This is a genomic window from Psychrobacter sp. Arc29, assembly GCF_041431175.1.
Taxonomy (GTDB): domain Bacteria; phylum Pseudomonadota; class Gammaproteobacteria; order Pseudomonadales; family Moraxellaceae; genus Psychrobacter.
The window spans coordinates 227,279-242,566 of record NZ_JASMRR010000004.1 but is presented as its reverse complement, the minus strand read 5'-3'; the positions used below and the strand labels follow the sequence as shown (position 1 = coordinate 242,566).

Genomic DNA, 15,288 nt, shown 5'->3' with positions numbered 1-15,288 from the left:
CGTTTAGTACTGAGCTATGCACAATTAGACATCCAAAAATATTACCTAGTTATCTAACAAAATAAAAAGGGCAAACGTATGATTATCTCATCTGCAAATGACTACAGAGCTGCTGCCAAGCGCCGACTGCCCCCATTTTTGTTTCATTATATAGATGGCGGTGCTTATGATGAATATACTTTAAAACGTAATATTGAAGATTTATCACAGATTGCCCTTAGGCAACGTGTACTGAATGACATGTCAGAACTGAGCTTAGAGACGCAGCTATTTAATGAAACGCTGTCTATGCCAGTAGCACTATCACCCGTGGGTCTGACAGGCATGTATGCGCGCCGCGGAGAAGTACAGGCTGCTATGGCAGCTGATCAAAAAGGCATTCCGTTTACAATGTCGACGGTTTCTGTTTGTCCGATTGAGGAAGTGGCGCCTAAAATCAACCGCCCGATGTGGTTTCAGCTTTATGTGTTGAAAGACCGAGGCTTTATGAAAAATGCCCTAGAGCGTGCCAAAGCTGCAGGGTGTTCGACACTGGTCTTCACAGTAGATATGCCAGTACCAGGAGCACGCTACCGCGATGCACACTCTGGTATGAGTGGTAAAAATGCAGTGATGCGCCGTTATTTACAGTCTATGACGCATCCCCAATGGGCATGGGACGTAGGACTGCATGGCCGTCCGCATGATCTGGGCAATATTTCTACTTATTTAGGTAAGCCTACAGGGCTGGAAGATTATATAGGCTGGCTGGGTAATAATTTTGATCCTTCTATCTCTTGGAAAGATTTAGATTGGATTCGTGAATACTGGGATGGGCCGATGGTCATCAAAGGTATTTTGGATCCAGAAGATGCTAAAGACGCAGTACGTTTTGGGGCAGACGGTATAGTGGTGTCTAACCATGGTGGGCGACAGTTGGACGGTGTTTTATCAAGCGCGCGTGCTCTACCTCCTATTGCCGATGCAGTGAAAGGAGAGATTAAAATTTTAGCAGACTCTGGCATCCGTAGTGGCTTAGACATTGTGCGCATGTTAGCTTCAGGGGCTGATGTTTGTATGCTAGGGCGTGCATTTATATATGCCTTAGCGGCAAGTGGTGGTGCAGGGGTAAGTAACTTGCTAGATTTGATAGATAAAGAGATGCGCGTTGCGATGACCTTGACGGGCGCTAAAACGATTGCTGATATTAATTCATACTGTTTAGTGAAAATAAATAACTAAATTTAGCTTGTTGAGATGAATATTCTATTAATCTCAATTCTTAGCATGTTTAAATAGTAGCGTTTTTAAGCAAATGAAGTAAACTCAGCTGGAGCTTACACCGATTGGTCGCTATTGCCTTCAAGTTGCGCAAACAATATTTACAGAGATTACGTCTATTGAAGCAATGAGAGGCAGTAATCTACACCTTTTAAAAGGTAACATTAAACTATTAGTCGCTAGTCGCCTTCATAATCCTAAATATAATGATTTTTTAGTCTATTTCGAAAAGAAGTATCCAAACATTACGTTAGATTTGACGGTCAAATCAAGTATGGATATTTTAAATGATTTAAAGCAAAAAAAAACCGCTATTGGTATTTGTTTAGCAAAGCATACATCCGATACACTCAATCAAAAGATGCTTTTTAATCAACGTTATTACCTATATTGCGGATATCATCATCCTTTATTTTCGGTAAAGGAACTGAGTTTTAGTAATATATTACAAGAAAATTTTATTGCATTTAATAGCGAAGCGATTGGTGATGTTCTCTCGCCAATAACGTTATTTAAAGAAGCTCATGATTTTACTGGTCACGTCAGTGCCTATACAAATAATTTAGACGAGCTGGTTCGACTGATTTACACAGGATATAGCATAGGCGCTTTGCCAGATCAATTCGTTGCTGCGACTCATCTAGCATCTAAACTTAGACGTTTGCCCCCAAGTGATGGGATTGCTGACATCCCTATATATATTTTTTGGCACAAGCATCGCGCTTTATCCGCTATTGAAGCCAAATTTATCGAGGAAATTATAGAGTTTGATGTTTCTCTTTGATCGACATTCTGTAAAGGCTTTATTATCTAATTTGCAATGAGCCAGAAATATCATAGTTTTTAGACAATACCTATAACATCAATAAAGCCTGTCAAGCGATGAAATACAAGTCTTGATAGGCTTTTTGGGTTTTGAGAACACTGCTTTACAGCGCCGTAAGACAAGAGCTGTGCCACAGTGAAACGAGCATTCAAAAGGGTTTGAGCTATAAGTTGCCAAAAAAGATGTGGTCTGACTTTTACCATCAGGCTGCTTAATTAAAATATTTATTCGCTTATTTGTATCAGTACCAGTAAAATGCGAGACTGTTTTCTACACGAGTTTATGAGTAACCAATGATACGTTTAACTGAAATTAAATTGCCATTAAATCATGCACCTAAAGATCTAACGACTGCTATAACGACAAAACTTAAAATCTCTGCTGAGCAAATGGCGTCATTTGTGATGTTTAAACGTGGTTATGATGCTCGTAATAAAAGAAATATCCAATTAATTTATACGCTAGACATCATACTGACCGACTCAGATTTGGCCAATGATTTACTGGTGCAATTTGAGTCAGACAACCATGTTAAACCAACACCAGATACCAGCTACAAATATGTAGGTGAAGCACCAGAGAACTTAACTGAGCGCCCTGTTGTTATTGGTTTTGGACCTTGTGGTTTATTAGCAGGACTTACTCTTGCCCAAATGGGTTTTAAACCTATTATCATTGAACGTGGTAATGAAGTAAGACAACGCACCAAAGACACCTTTGGCTTTTGGCGTCAGCGTAAATTAAACACGGAGTCAAACGTACAATTTGGTGAAGGCGGAGCGGGTACCTTCTCCGACGGCAAACTATATAGCCAAGTGAAAGATCCAAATCATTATGGCCGTAAAGTAATGACAGAATTTGTAAAAGCAGGCGCACCAGAGGAGATTTTGTTTGTTAGTAAACCGCACATAGGTACTTATAAATTAGTCAGTATGGTAGAAAAAATGCGTGCCGAGATCATAGCACTTGGTGGTGAAATCCGTTTTGCTACTCGCGTAGACGACTTGCATATAACTGACTCAAAAGTAACTGGCGTGACGCTTAATAATGGCGAAACCTTGAAAACTAGCCATGTTGTTCTTGCTATTGGTCATAGCGCCCGTGATACCTTCCAAATGATCCATGATAAAGGCGTGTATGTTGAAGCAAAACCTTTCTCGATTGGCTTTAGGATTGAACACAAGCAGTCAACCATAGATAAAGCACGCTTTGGCGACAATGCTGGAAACGAAATACTTGGCGCTGCGGATTATAAATTGGTTCATCACTGCAAAAACGGTCGTTCTGTTTATAGCTTCTGCATGTGTCCAGGTGGAACGGTTGTTGCCGCAGCATCAGAAGAGGGCCGTGTTGTCACTAACGGCATGAGCCAATATTCAAGAAACGAGCGCAACGCCAACAGTGCTATTGTTGTAGGTATCGACCCAGAGCGAGATTACCCAAGTCACCCTCTTGCCGGTATCGATTTGCAAAGACAACTAGAGACTTTAGCGTTTGAATTAGGCGGCAAAGACTACAGTGCACCAGCGCAAACCATTGGCGATTTCTTAAAAGGTAAACCAAATTCAGAACTAGGTGATGTAAAACCCTCCTACACACCGGGTATTACTTTAACTGACTTAAGCAAAGCATTACCTGATTTTGCCGTGGATGCCATACGTGAAGCCATTCCAGCGTTTAATAAAAAAATCCAAGGATTTTCATCTGATGACGGTTTACTCACTGGCGTAGAAACCAGAACATCGTCACCGATAAGTATTAAACGCAATAAAGACTTTCAAAGCATTAATACCAAAGGATTATTTCCTGCAGGCGAAGGCGCAGGCTATGCAGGCGGTATATTATCAGCAGGGATTGATGGCATTAAAGTGGCTGAAGCTGTGGCGAAATCAATGTTGAATATAGAGTAAGAGCAGCTGTAGGCAAACCCCGATATTAACCCTCTTACCCAGATAAAAATATATGATCGAAAAAGCCTTTCAAGCTTTATACTTAATAGCTTGAAAGGCTTTTTCGTGTTTCAGAGATGGAGAGTTATTCTCATGCTTTCAATAAGTTTGGACATCTTAACAGCATGAGTTGATTGGGCTAATAAGCGATGCCGGATATTTTGTGCTTTGACGATATGCTAGATGAAAATACATCGTAAGTTATGCAATGTTATGATGCGATAAGAAATAAAAAAGCCCCATAACCAAGAGGCTGCAGGGCTTTAAAATAAGCTAAAAATACCATGATTGGTGCGCCCACCAGATTCCAAACTGATAATTTAAGCCACTGATTTTTATATGTTTATTTAATTTGCCAGTGGCTAATACCTTGACCGATACCTTTATTAATCAAAGTAGTGGCTATTAGTTGGGCGGTTCGACTCCTGCTTCTGGATTCGAATCATTAGAAACCATAGCATCAATTTTTGATTTTAGCCACTTATTTGGTCTGCCTGGTAAGTCTGGCTCAGGAAGAAATCCTGATGCACGTCTGCGATGTAACGTCATAGTTGACTCCCAGCCAAATATCGCTTTAATATCGCTAGTTGTGTAATAAATTCCTGTCATTTTGATCTCTCCAATTCAGCGCCGCACATCTCACACACGCTCGGCAATTCTAAATCAACTTCTAGCAGCTCAGCGGCTAGGGCTTCCATTTCTTCTTCTGTATGTGTTGTCATGCTATTTTTTCCTTGTATGCAAATTCGTGTTTAAAATTAGCTTCTACTAATGCTTGGGCAAGGGGAGGGCAAACCGAATTGCCGACCATTCTCGTTTGTGCGGTCTTGGTGAGTTTTATGGTTTTGCCATGCTCATCAATACCCTTGTCGATGATGTAATCATCATCAAAACCCTGAGCGCGGAACAATTCGCGTGGCTGAAGCATACGAAAGCCGATATCGACTATCTTGTAATCGACACCTTTGACTGTCACTAAGCCAAATTTAGCCTTGCTAGTGACAGTCCGTGCAGGATCATTTAGGCTTTGACCATCCTTTTCGTTGCCGTAATAGACAGATAAAAATGCAGCGACCAAATCGCTTTTGTCGGACGTGCAAGTAGATAGGTGAGGTATCACTAGACTGTTATGATCAATAGATGTAACGGTGTGCAGCGGCTCATTTATATCGCTACCTACAACGCCAGTGTAATTTTTGGCAATGAATGGCGCGATTAAGGCATGATGTCCACCTTTAATCTGCGCGCAGATTGTACGCAAAGGTTCATTGGCTGGCATACAACGTGGAGAAGAAGCATTCGCACACTCTGTCAAGATGGGCGCAACGACACCAAAATGTTTGCCACCGGCTGTCATTGTATGCAGTGGCTCATCAAGGCCATGGCCTACATTGCCTTTTCTTAGCTTAGCGATATAAGGAATAGTTAATGCGAAACCTGGTATCTGCGTCACTGTTTGTAGGGGCTCATTAAGCTCTTGACCACGAAAACAATTGTAGTAACTGGCGGTATGATTAGATTTGACGATAAAAGGATCTGAATTATCGACAACGTAGCGCATCATGCCAACCGCTATCCGCTTTAAAGTATTATCTGCTAATGGACGCTTAGCGCGAACACCGTGATCAGCTTTAATCTGTGCAGCCGTATCGAATATAGACGGTGTTGGAATTGACCAATCGATACATTCTGCAGCAGTATGCCAAGGCAATAGTTTGCCTTTTTTGACTGCTACTGACTTCGGATTACCGTGTGTCGGTTTAGGCCAGTGAATTGGTAGGCCATCACGACGAGCCACCAAGAAAAAACGATTGCGAATGGTTGGTACTCCGTAATCACTAGCTTTGAGTTCGCGATACTCAACTTTGTAACCCTCTTTATGCAGCTTTCTTAGAAAAGATTTAAACGTTTTACCTTTACGGTCTTTGCAGGGTTTGCCATCAGCATTAAGCGGTCCCCACGTTTTAAACTCTTCGACATTCTCAAGCATGATGATACGAGGGCGACACTTTGCAGCCCATCGAGAAGCTACCCAAGCAAGACCACGGATACGTTTGTCTACTGGCACACTGCCTTTGGCTTTGGAAAAATGCTTACAATCTGGTGACAACCAAACCAAACCCACTGGCTGATTACCAGTTACGTCTATCGGGTCGATATCCCACACAGACTCACAAAGATGTTTGGTGTGGGGATGGTTGATGCGGTGCATGGCGATTGCTTCTGGGTCATGGTTGATAGCAATGTCAACCGGACGACCGAAAGCTGCTTCAAGGCCAGTGCTGGTACCGCCACCGCCAGCAAAGTTATCTATTATTAGTTCATGTGGTAATAAGGATTCCATATCCATTCCTCACGCTGATATGCGTATATAAGAGTTATCGAAATCAACATCGTCTTCGCCTTCAGCTAACTCTTCAGCCATCTGTCTAGCCACTTCAACAATGTCTTCACGAAATAATTTATCTTTGGTTGCCCAACCAAGCTCGGCTGGTTCTACATTTTCATCAGACTTACGTAACAGTACTTCGACCAAGTAATAACGATCATGCTTAAATATCTGATAGCTATTCTTTAACCAATCGCCACAGCGAATCACGTTCTTACGTATCGTTTCATCGTCTGTTTCTCCCTTGAACGACAGTTGCATGTAGCCAGTAAATTCTTTGACAAACTCACCAGCTTCACGTTTTTGCTGTTTCGCCTGATTGCGTTTTTTAACTTTGGCAGCTTTGCGCTTGTCACGGTTTTTAAGTTTTGGCATGATATTTATCCTTGATCATTAATATTTCGTAAGCTGCATTGATAGTTATCAGCTATGCATAGCGACTTACCGTATCTAGCCACAATGCCTTCGATTGCTGATACCCAGTAGCCTGCGTTGTCTAGCATTGGTCTACGTTCAAAGTACGCAACTGCACCACTTTTATCGATTGCACGCCATGGTTTATCAGGATATTCCCAGCGTACCTCCTTGATAGATTTAGGTAATTGAAGGCCATTTCTTGACGTTGGAGGCTGTAAAAATATATCTGGCTGAACGCTTCCAAACCGTGCTTCAAAATATTGAATCAATTCTTCAGGTTTAGCATTTAGATCAATCGGTTCGCACAGTTGATGACTTTTACCATTTAGGACCAGTAAGTTGTCTTTGATAGCAAAACGCTGTGCGTATTTGCGCCTGGTACGGCCAGTTTTCGTTACATCATCGAACACAGCGGACATTTGGACCGTATCGATGCCATTGATCGACTCTCTTACTACCGAGCTGTTATTTAGTCTTAACATGTGCTGCTCCTTAACTAAGCGCCTGTTGGCATGCTTTAACCAAATAAGCGTTGTCCACATTCCCGATCACCCATTCGAGATATTCACGGTCTTTAGGTTGATTCGCCATATCTTTGATTAACTTGCCCTTATGCTTGCCCATGGGTAAGACTTTGGGAATACGCGCCTGTTCGCTGTACTCGTACAATGACTGCATATCAGTAATACCAGTCTCACGGCAGAATATACGTAGCAGACGAATACAGAAACGGACATCATGTGCAGCACTGTGAGCGTTTTGCGCATGCTGACGGGCGTAGTCATAGTCCAGCATATAAAGCAAAGCGCCAAGGCTGTGTTGAGCATCCGGATACAACTCACGCGCTATCGCTAAAGTACAGATAGCTTTGTACTCACTGACATCGATGCCAGCGTTTTTAGCCACTTGGATGTCATAGTCGACGTTGTGGCCGACTATATAAGCAGGACCTTTCGGTAGCCAAGGTAACAAAGCCGACCTGTGACTAGGTTCGTTCGCTATATCTTCAGGGCATATACCTGTTACAGCCATTGAACCAAAGCTAATATCACGTTCTGGCTTGCATCTGATAGCTACAGCATCTATGCGCGGATTTAATATACCGTTTGCTGAAAAGATGATAGGGCAGAGCCCAAGCTCAGTCGCTTGAGCCTCACTGGTTGCACAAGTGGTCTCAAAATCAATAGCTACCGCAGGGATAGCTATCATTTCAGAGTTGTTTGAGTTATTGGCAGTCGTCACAATCAGGCTCCTTGATTCATCTGTTCTTGATTAGCGCCTTGTGATTGATTTGGCTGTGACTGCTGCCACTCGATAAGGCTATGAAGTTTGTCTGCGACATACTCATAATCTTTTGCTTTGATTTTTGCAAAATCAGGGTAGGTTGCTTTAACTTTGTTCGATGCGCCTTCATGAGTTATGGAAGCCAGCATGTTGTTTAGGGCCTTTAATTGATTATCGTCAACAAGTGGCTCATCAATACCGCCCAGTAGCCAATCCATGAGCTCTTGGCCAATAGTCTCGTCTAGTGGTAAATTCTCTTTACCTTTAAATACGTGCGTTCTGTCTTTACTGACCGCAGCGCCATTGGTGCTATGATCAATATCAATCACCGTTGTGAACTCATACTCAATACCGTCACGCATTTCTGTTTTCATGCCAAGCTTGATGACTTTCTTACGGCCATTTTCTTCAATCTGAGCCGTTTCGGTCTTAGCTCGCATAGTAACAATGACGTGAATACTGCTTTGTATCATGCGCTGGATAAGCGCATCATAACGTGGTGTCACTCTGCTCCATGCAGCCCAAGAGTTACCCTTGAAGGACTTAGCAGCGACGACATCAACTTCGTTTTTACAGTAAGTCCATACATGGCTGAGACTGTCGATGATCACGATGTCAAAACCTTCCTTTTCAGCATCATCAATAGCCTTGATGTAGCTTTCTGGGCTATGGTTATCAAGATTGCTTGAGCTGAATTCAAACTCAGTAGCGTACAGACTAGAAGAGTCATGCTCGGTATCAATAACCGCTATACTTCCACCCATACCTGTTGCTATACGTAAAGCGCTGTAAGTCTTGCCACAACCTGATATACCAGTAAGCGCGAGTCTTAGTTTTGCTTTCTTACGTTCTGCTTTAGTGAAACGTGACATCAGTTATTCCCCTTCATTCATAAATATGCTGTCAAAGTCGGCTAGCATTCTTTCATTCACTTGCTGCTGCTTCGTTGGACTTGTTTGGTGTGTCTCGATAAGTGCTTGCTGTTCAAGCTCCCAGCGTTCTTGTTCTTGAGCTATCCATTCCCAACCAGCTTGATTTTGATAGCTCATGGCTTAACCCCGCTAGCTTCAGCTGCTTCAGCTGCTTCAGCCTGAGCCAATAACTCACCTATGATTTCATGAGCTTTGAGCACCAGTGCAGCACGATGCTTATCATCTTTGACGGGTATTGGTATAAAGCTAATACCAGATGCTTTAAGAAATTCGACCATCATTAAATTTTCACGCATTTGCACTGGGCTGCATCTTTGTACGGGAGTTGGCTTGCTCATGCTCGGCTCCTTTGCAGTTCGCGATGGTTGTAACGAGACTTACCGAACGTTTTACGATCATTTTGATTCGCTGCCCATGACATGCCACCGATTGGCCTGCTGTTTCTAACACGCTCATACTTTTCTTTAGCGACATCGAACTGCTTCTGGAGACGCTTTAGTATGTAAGGGTTGTCAGCCAAGTTAAGACTGAGAATGCGTAATGAGTCTCCAATCAAGCGGTACTCAATGACGTTCTGACCGCTGCTCAAAAGAGAGATAGCGTCTTTAGATTCAAAGATTTTGTCGTCTACTTTCAATTTATGTTTGCCGCCACTATCGGCGATAGCAACAACTGCATCTGTGTACATACCAAACTGCTTTCCGTCTCTAGCTTTAGAAACGTCTTTGGTGAATAAGCGAGCGTATGATGATACGAATTTGCGCATCGAGCCTGTCAGCTGCTTGGCCAGTGCATCATTGACGGTGGCAGTCTGCCAGCGGCCAGCGATGAACTCATGAACATTACTGCGATCAAGCTCTACTTCAAATGGAGCAGTGCGCTTAACTTTGCATGCATAGAACGCTTGGTTTCCATCAGCATCTGATGTGATCACTTGAGCGCCAAACGTACCATCAGGAAATTTACGCACCGAGCTAAGATTTAATTTGACATGTAAGTTCATTGGTTGCCTCCTGCAGCGTATAAGCGCATTTCAGCGAGCTTTTGATTGGCGTAAGCGTTTTGCCTTCTAAACTCTATGAGCTCAGAGCTATCGATTGAGTTAATACGTGGCTCAAACGTTGATGTAGCCACGTCTTGCTCGGCCTGTGTGGCTAGAAAGCTATTGCAGCCAGTGATGTTACCGACTATCACGAGTGCCATACCTGATGCGAGTCCCGCGGCGATATGTGCACCGCCTGACTTTATTTGGTTGAGTAGGGCGAGATGTTGTGCCATAATCCTTTCACTCCTTGTTGAGTTAAAAGCCCTGCGTCTTTGGTCGGATATCAGGGCTTTTTATTGCCTAAAATTTGGTACTGCTGGATAATTTCGGCTAGGTAGTTGCTAGCTGATATGATTAAGTTTAACATCCTAAACTTTATTGTCAACAAATAAGTTTAACTAATTGAACTTTTGGCAATTGAAATTAACTATTTTTAAACTCAAGTCGTAAAAAAACCCGCTAGATAGCGGGCATAACAGTAATTTTTAGACAATAAAAAACCCTACTTAGTATGGTAGGGTTGATAATAGGTGTTTTTTATACGAGGTATATCGTTGTAAGCATTACTTAATGCACAAACTCAAGCACCTCGTTTAGGCATTCTTCAGGAGTGTCTTTAATTTCTATTTTTATTTGATAACCTTCTTTCGACATTTGATGTAATGCGTACAAGCACCGATCCAATTCATTCTCTGCTTGTGTGCGGATAGACTTAGTGAACGTATGATTGTCAGAAGGAGGCAAATAAATAATAAGAGCAGTTCTTACGCTTTTACCTAACTGCTCACAACAGTTCATAACATTAGTAGCGCCAACATAGTTTATTTGATGGATACGGTGTACCTCGCTTATATAAGCCGCTGAAACTACTGAACCATAATAATCTTGTCGCTTTTGATCCTCCAGCCCTGAATAGCCACGGATAGGCATATCAATTAGCATTTTTTTCTTACTATAGGGATTGGTTATCTCGTAAGGTTCTTTATTGTAAATTTTTTCGTATAAGAACTCATTATCATACCTCATTCTCCCAAAAACAGCTTTACGCAACTTGTTAGTACTAAGTTTCTTTGTTGTTTCGGGCACTATCATTTCAAAAGTTGAATACTCAGTCAGAGAATTTAATGATGATAATTGCAGCTCTCTACGACACACTAAAGATATCATTGAACCAAATAAGTCGTCTAATATCTCTTCAATACTATCACCTTGAGCAGTTTGACGAGGTGAATACATGATATGAGGCGAAGGAGTTACAACGTAATGATTATCTTTTAATACATCCTCAACCACCTGCAATAGAAAGCTAATATTAGCCTTCCCCTTGTCACCAAACAAACAAGAAAAAGCATCTGCATTATCAAGCAAGCGATAATGAGCATTTCTATATTCATCTATAAAAACAACACCAATATTAAATATTTCACCTGCAATATGGTCAGGAATAAAGCGCACAGTAAACCATTCGCCCGATACTAAGTGATCAGAGTTTCCCGCTGTATCGCCAACAAGACTATACCAAGATGTATTCATGTGATCAGCTGTAACCTTGATGTCAGAAGACCATGAGCATTGTTAACTCTATAGTCGATGAATTCTATAAAATCGTTATAGTCACTCTGCGTTTGCATGTAAAGAGTGTCTATCCAGTACCTTAATTCAGTGCTTATATCAGTTAATGCGTTAGGATGTTGATCGCATGCCATGATTGCATGACCTCTTATTTTTGAAGATTGCGCATGACTCATATACTCTTCAGACAGATCCAGTAAAGCATTGCAAAAATTCTTATTAGGCAGTAAGTCTGACGGCTCCCATCCTTGTCCATCAACCAAACTACCATTATCAATAAGATGATACTTATTCAAGCCTGTCCTAAGTAAATTGTGTGTATGCCTATCTATATTAGCAATAGTATTGTCTACCGCTATCGCCTTACCTATATCGGGCCATTTTGCCAGCTCTGAAACCATGGCATCGGTACGCTCGCTATATTGAAAAGCAGTTTCTGACTTATCAATTTTTGAGGTGCAAAAAACTGGAAACATCTCGCGTTGGAAAACCTCTTTCTCTAAAACCCGATCAAGCACTCCACCTGATATGTTTTGGCGCAGATTGCCAGTAGGTATCAACGCAATACAAGCATGTTTAGGTTGAGGCAAACCTAGTGCGTGCGACATCAAATAGCCCAGTATTTCATTAAAAATAGATCTATCTGTACCACTTAAAGAGTAGATCTTAGCGTACATATCAATAGGCTTGTTTTCCAGTGGATGCTTAAAACTCGCTACAAATACAGGATTGATGTTGTTGACATCTGTTATCCAGCCCTTGAAATTACGGTATTCATTGGGTTTTAACAACTGAATGACGTTACTCATCAATCCTTTCCTCAGCTACTTCTATTAAGTGATCAATATCAATTTGCGAAGCTTGTGGTCTATTCATTTGCTTAAAGGTATCAACTGTAGCGTTCAACAAGCTGACAAGCTCTGGAGTGAGTTGATTGGCTTTTTCCATTTCTCTTAAGTTATTCATTAAATCAATAACACTAGGGCTACTAGATGCTAATAAAGATGCTTCGATATTCTGCTGACCATCGCTTGCTTGCGTACTATCTTCTGCATCCCACTCTCCCTTGCCTGTATCGAGCCAATACTGATTAACCTTCAAAAAATTCGCCAGTTTAGCTGAGCTGATATTCCTTGGTGCACCAGTAGAGCCATTAATGTACTGACTTATAGAAGATTTACTGATTTTAGTCTGCTTACTAACTTCAGCAGGAGATGTATTGCGCTTAGATATAGCCCATCCAAGACGCTCGCCATAAGAAATTAGATTTTTCATTATTTGTCTCATGTCTATTTGTTTAACAGACTAAACCAATTTGTTGACAATGTCTTAAACTGATGGTTTAATATATTAAACTAAAAGTGTAAGGTATTTAACTATGAATGTTGAACAGCTAAAAAAGCACTACAAGGTCAAGACTCTTCAAGCTTTGACAGGCCTTGTAGGTAAATCAAAAGGGACTTTGAGTTTATGGAATGCAAATGGAATTCCTCCTGAGCAACAGGCGGTCATCCAGATTAGAACCAAAAATAAACTCAAAGCAGATCTATCCTCATTAGAGCAATGACCTAAAGAGCCCTAATCCCTGTAATTAATATTACAAAATTTGGCTATTCAAAAAAACGTGTAAATAGATAGGAAAAATACGATGGACGTAATAGATGCAGCACACAAGGCAGTGCACAACCCTGCACATGGCGGATCGGCAGCGCTAGCAACGCGAATGGGAATGTCGGTTGCTGTTTTGAACAACAAAGTTAATGCCAACTGTGATACCCACCATCTGCGCTTGGATGAGGCCCTGACCATTATGGAATTTACTGGCGACCATAGCATCATTCAAGCAATGGCTAGCCGATTAGGTGGTGTTTACTGCGAAGTGATAGGGGAAGCGACCAAAGACGAATTGATCATGACGGCATTGTCAGCATCTGCTTGCCAAGGCGATGTGATGACTGAAATGCATAAAGCATTGGAGGATGGTCGCATAAGCTGCAATGAGCTTGATAGTTTGCTTCCGAAAATACAGAAAGCTATGTCGTCGCTGCAATCGCTCAAGAACCACGTCAAGCGTAAGCACGCTAGGGACAATCCGCACTTGCGGAAAAATCAAGGCAATAAAAAACCCTAATCAGTTGCACCTGATTAGGGTCTTCAACAAAAACTTAACCTGTAATTGGAGTATAGCAACATGAAAGAACTAACGCAAACCACAAATTGGAACGTTGGCAGCATGGCTCAGATGACAAGCAGAGAGATTGCAGATCTGACAGGCAAGAGACATGCAGATGTCAGCAGAGACATCAGGGTTATGTTCGATGACCTTCAAATAGATGTGAGCAAATCTGCTCACATCTATTTAGATGCATTAAACCGCCAGCAAACTGAATACCTTTTGGATCAAGAGCTAACCTTCACCTTGGTCACTGGATACAGCACTAAGCTAAGAAACGCGGTCATTAGGCGATGGCTAGATTTGGAGCATCAAGTTGTGTCATTGCAGAACGAGCTTAACAAGTGGTGCGCCAAAGAGAATTTCGATAAGTCTATTGGTTCACTACACGGCAAAGGCTTGGCAGAGCGCAAAAAGACCAAGCATTTAAACACAACGACGATAGACGGCATTTTGAGAAAGATGCAGCTAAAACTAGAAGTATAAGGGGCGGCATGATGCATTACTACAGTTTCAACATCGCAGATTATAAGAAGGACACCGCCCATCTTAAACCGATGGAGCACTACATCTATCGTTCATTGATTGATCTCTATTACTTAAATGAAACCCCAATACCACTCAAAACCCATTCGGTTATGCGTTGGTTAAGTTTGGAAACCCACGACCACGAAAAGATGCTTCTTGACGTCTTAAATGACTTTTTTGAAGAGCGTGAAGACGGTTTTTATCACAGACGTATTGATGATGAGATAGGTAAATACCACGCCAATGCTGAAAAGAATCGCGAGAATGGCAAAAAAGGTGGTAGACCTCCTAAAAATAAACCCAAAAAAACCCAGTCGGTTTCCACTGGCAACCAGTTGGAAAGCAAATTAAACCCTAACCAAGAACCAATAACCAATAACCAAGAACCATTAACTAATAAAACAGAAAGAGAGTTACTGGTGGAAAGTTTGTTTGATGTTTGGTTAGAAGCATCAGGACAGAAGATCAAGCCGTTAGAAAAACGAATGAGTCATATCAACGCAAGATTAGATGATGGTTTTACAGCCGAACAGATAGCAGATGTGATGACCTTTGTAGCCACAGACAAATGGCACATAGACGAAGGCCATAACACCATCGAGATTGCAATTAGATCTACTGAGCAATTTGAGAAAAAATTAATCAAAGCTACAGCGGTTAAAAATCAATCAGCTAATCAGGGGAACACAGATGCACACAGTCAACCAGCTAACAGCCAACATCAGCAATTCGACACCAGCACCACATCAGGCTATGCAGCCCAGCTTGACGCAGATGCAGACGCCTACTATGCAGAGCAAGCAGCCATCGCCGAGCAAACAGCTTACGGAAGCCCTGAGAGCGCTTTTTAAGCAGTGGAAGGCATGGTTCAAAAATAAGATGAAAACGAAAAATGATGATTTTGACTGGTCTT

General features: G+C 41.8%; 20 protein-coding genes. 7 read left to right on the top strand and 13 right to left on the bottom strand.

The annotated features are described in order from the left end of the window. The first annotated feature begins 78 nt into the window (after nt 1–78). The 3 genes from lldD (at nt 79) to QO189_RS07585 (ending at nt 3,996) form a co-directional block, all read left to right on the top strand. Nucleotides 79–1,221: an FMN-dependent L-lactate dehydrogenase LldD gene (lldD, locus tag QO189_RS07595; protein WP_371532234.1), complete on the top strand. Its 1,143-nt coding sequence runs from the start codon at nt 79–81 to the stop codon at nt 1,219–1,221. A gap of 166 nt (nt 1,222–1,387) precedes the next feature. Then, complete coding sequence (locus QO189_RS07590) at nt 1,388–2,044, top strand: LysR family transcriptional regulator substrate-binding protein (protein ID WP_371532233.1); 657 nt, start codon at nt 1,388–1,390, stop codon at nt 2,042–2,044. A gap of 335 nt (nt 2,045–2,379) precedes the next feature. Next, nucleotides 2,380–3,996 carry an NAD(P)/FAD-dependent oxidoreductase gene (locus tag QO189_RS07585; RefSeq protein WP_371532232.1) on the top strand — a complete coding sequence of 539 codons (1,617 nt, stop codon included), beginning with the start codon at nt 2,380–2,382 and terminating at the stop codon, nt 3,994–3,996. Between the two features lie 444 nt (nt 3,997–4,440). Here the strand turns inward: QO189_RS07585 and QO189_RS07580 are convergent, their stop codons facing one another. The 13 genes from QO189_RS07580 to QO189_RS07520 all read right to left on the bottom strand — a co-directional run bounded on the left by QO189_RS07580 (nt 4,441) and on the right by QO189_RS07520 (nt 12,949). Beyond that, complete coding sequence (locus QO189_RS07580) at nt 4,441–4,584, bottom strand: hypothetical protein (protein WP_371532231.1); 144 nt, start codon at nt 4,582–4,584, stop codon at nt 4,441–4,443. A gap of 169 nt (nt 4,585–4,753) precedes the next feature. Next, nucleotides 4,754–6,379, bottom strand: a complete 1,626-nt coding sequence (locus QO189_RS07575; RefSeq protein ID WP_371532230.1) for a DNA cytosine methyltransferase — start codon at nt 6,377–6,379, stop codon at nt 4,754–4,756. A 9-nt stretch (nt 6,380–6,388) separates the two neighbouring features. Beyond that, on the bottom strand, nt 6,389–6,799 hold the full coding sequence (locus tag QO189_RS07570) for a hypothetical protein (protein WP_371532229.1): 411 nt from the start codon (nt 6,797–6,799) through the stop codon (nt 6,389–6,391). A gap of 5 nt (nt 6,800–6,804) precedes the next feature. Then, complete coding sequence (locus QO189_RS07565; protein ID WP_371532228.1) at nt 6,805–7,323, bottom strand: hypothetical protein; 519 nt, start codon at nt 7,321–7,323, stop codon at nt 6,805–6,807. Nucleotides 7,324–7,333: 10 nt separating this feature from the next. Continuing rightward, nucleotides 7,334–8,083, bottom strand: a complete 750-nt coding sequence (locus QO189_RS07560) for an exonuclease domain-containing protein (protein ID WP_371532227.1) — start codon at nt 8,081–8,083, stop codon at nt 7,334–7,336. Between the two features lie 2 nt (nt 8,084–8,085). Beyond that, nucleotides 8,086–8,997, bottom strand: a complete 912-nt coding sequence (locus QO189_RS07555) for an ATP-binding protein (protein ID WP_371532226.1) — start codon at nt 8,995–8,997, stop codon at nt 8,086–8,088. Nucleotides 8,998–9,000: 3 nt separating this feature from the next. Next, on the bottom strand, nt 9,001–9,174 hold the full coding sequence (locus QO189_RS07550; protein WP_371532225.1) for a hypothetical protein: 174 nt from the start codon (nt 9,172–9,174) through the stop codon (nt 9,001–9,003). Continuing rightward, nucleotides 9,171–9,395 carry a hypothetical protein gene (locus QO189_RS07545; protein WP_371532224.1) on the bottom strand — a complete coding sequence of 75 codons (225 nt, stop codon included), beginning with the start codon at nt 9,393–9,395 and terminating at the stop codon, nt 9,171–9,173. The genes QO189_RS07550 and QO189_RS07545 overlap by 4 nt, the downstream gene beginning before the upstream one ends. Further along, a complete protein-coding gene (locus QO189_RS07540) occupies nt 9,392–10,060 on the bottom strand; it encodes a hypothetical protein (RefSeq protein ID WP_371532223.1) in 669 nt (222 codons plus the stop codon). Before QO189_RS07540 ends, QO189_RS07545 begins: the two co-directional genes overlap by 4 nt. Continuing rightward, on the bottom strand, nt 10,057–10,335 hold the full coding sequence (locus QO189_RS07535) for a hypothetical protein (protein WP_371532222.1): 279 nt from the start codon (nt 10,333–10,335) through the stop codon (nt 10,057–10,059). Before QO189_RS07535 ends, QO189_RS07540 begins: the two co-directional genes overlap by 4 nt. Before the next feature lie 334 nt (nt 10,336–10,669). After that, on the bottom strand, nt 10,670–11,635 hold the full coding sequence (locus QO189_RS07530) for a DUF3037 domain-containing protein (protein WP_371532221.1): 966 nt from the start codon (nt 11,633–11,635) through the stop codon (nt 10,670–10,672). Continuing rightward, nucleotides 11,632–12,483 (bottom strand): hypothetical protein, encoded by an 852-nt coding sequence (locus QO189_RS07525; RefSeq protein ID WP_371532220.1) that lies wholly within the window; start codon nt 12,481–12,483, stop codon nt 11,632–11,634. Before QO189_RS07525 ends, QO189_RS07530 begins: the two co-directional genes overlap by 4 nt. Beyond that, nucleotides 12,476–12,949, bottom strand: coding sequence for a helix-turn-helix transcriptional regulator (locus tag QO189_RS07520; protein ID WP_371532219.1), 474 nt, complete (start codon nt 12,947–12,949; stop codon nt 12,476–12,478). Before QO189_RS07520 ends, QO189_RS07525 begins: the two co-directional genes overlap by 8 nt. 103 nt (nt 12,950–13,052) lie before the next feature. Here QO189_RS07520 and QO189_RS07515 point away from each other — a divergent pair, with 103 nt between their 5' ends. From QO189_RS07515 to QO189_RS07500, 4 genes are all read left to right on the top strand, one after another. Further along, the gene (locus tag QO189_RS07515; RefSeq protein WP_371532218.1) at nt 13,053–13,241 is read left to right on the top strand and encodes a hypothetical protein; all 189 of its coding nucleotides are present in this window, start codon (nt 13,053–13,055) and stop codon (nt 13,239–13,241) included. Between the two features lie 81 nt (nt 13,242–13,322). After that, nucleotides 13,323–13,805, top strand: coding sequence for a phage regulatory CII family protein (locus QO189_RS07510; RefSeq protein ID WP_371532217.1), 483 nt, complete (start codon nt 13,323–13,325; stop codon nt 13,803–13,805). Nucleotides 13,806–13,865: 60 nt separating this feature from the next. Next, nucleotides 13,866–14,333 carry a Rha family transcriptional regulator gene (locus QO189_RS07505; protein WP_371532216.1) on the top strand — a complete coding sequence of 156 codons (468 nt, stop codon included), beginning with the start codon at nt 13,866–13,868 and terminating at the stop codon, nt 14,331–14,333. 8 nt (nt 14,334–14,341) lie between these two features. Further along, nucleotides 14,342–15,226 carry a YdaU family protein gene (locus QO189_RS07500; RefSeq protein WP_371532215.1) on the top strand — a complete coding sequence of 295 codons (885 nt, stop codon included), beginning with the start codon at nt 14,342–14,344 and terminating at the stop codon, nt 15,224–15,226. Nucleotides 15,227–15,288 lie beyond the last annotated feature (62 nt).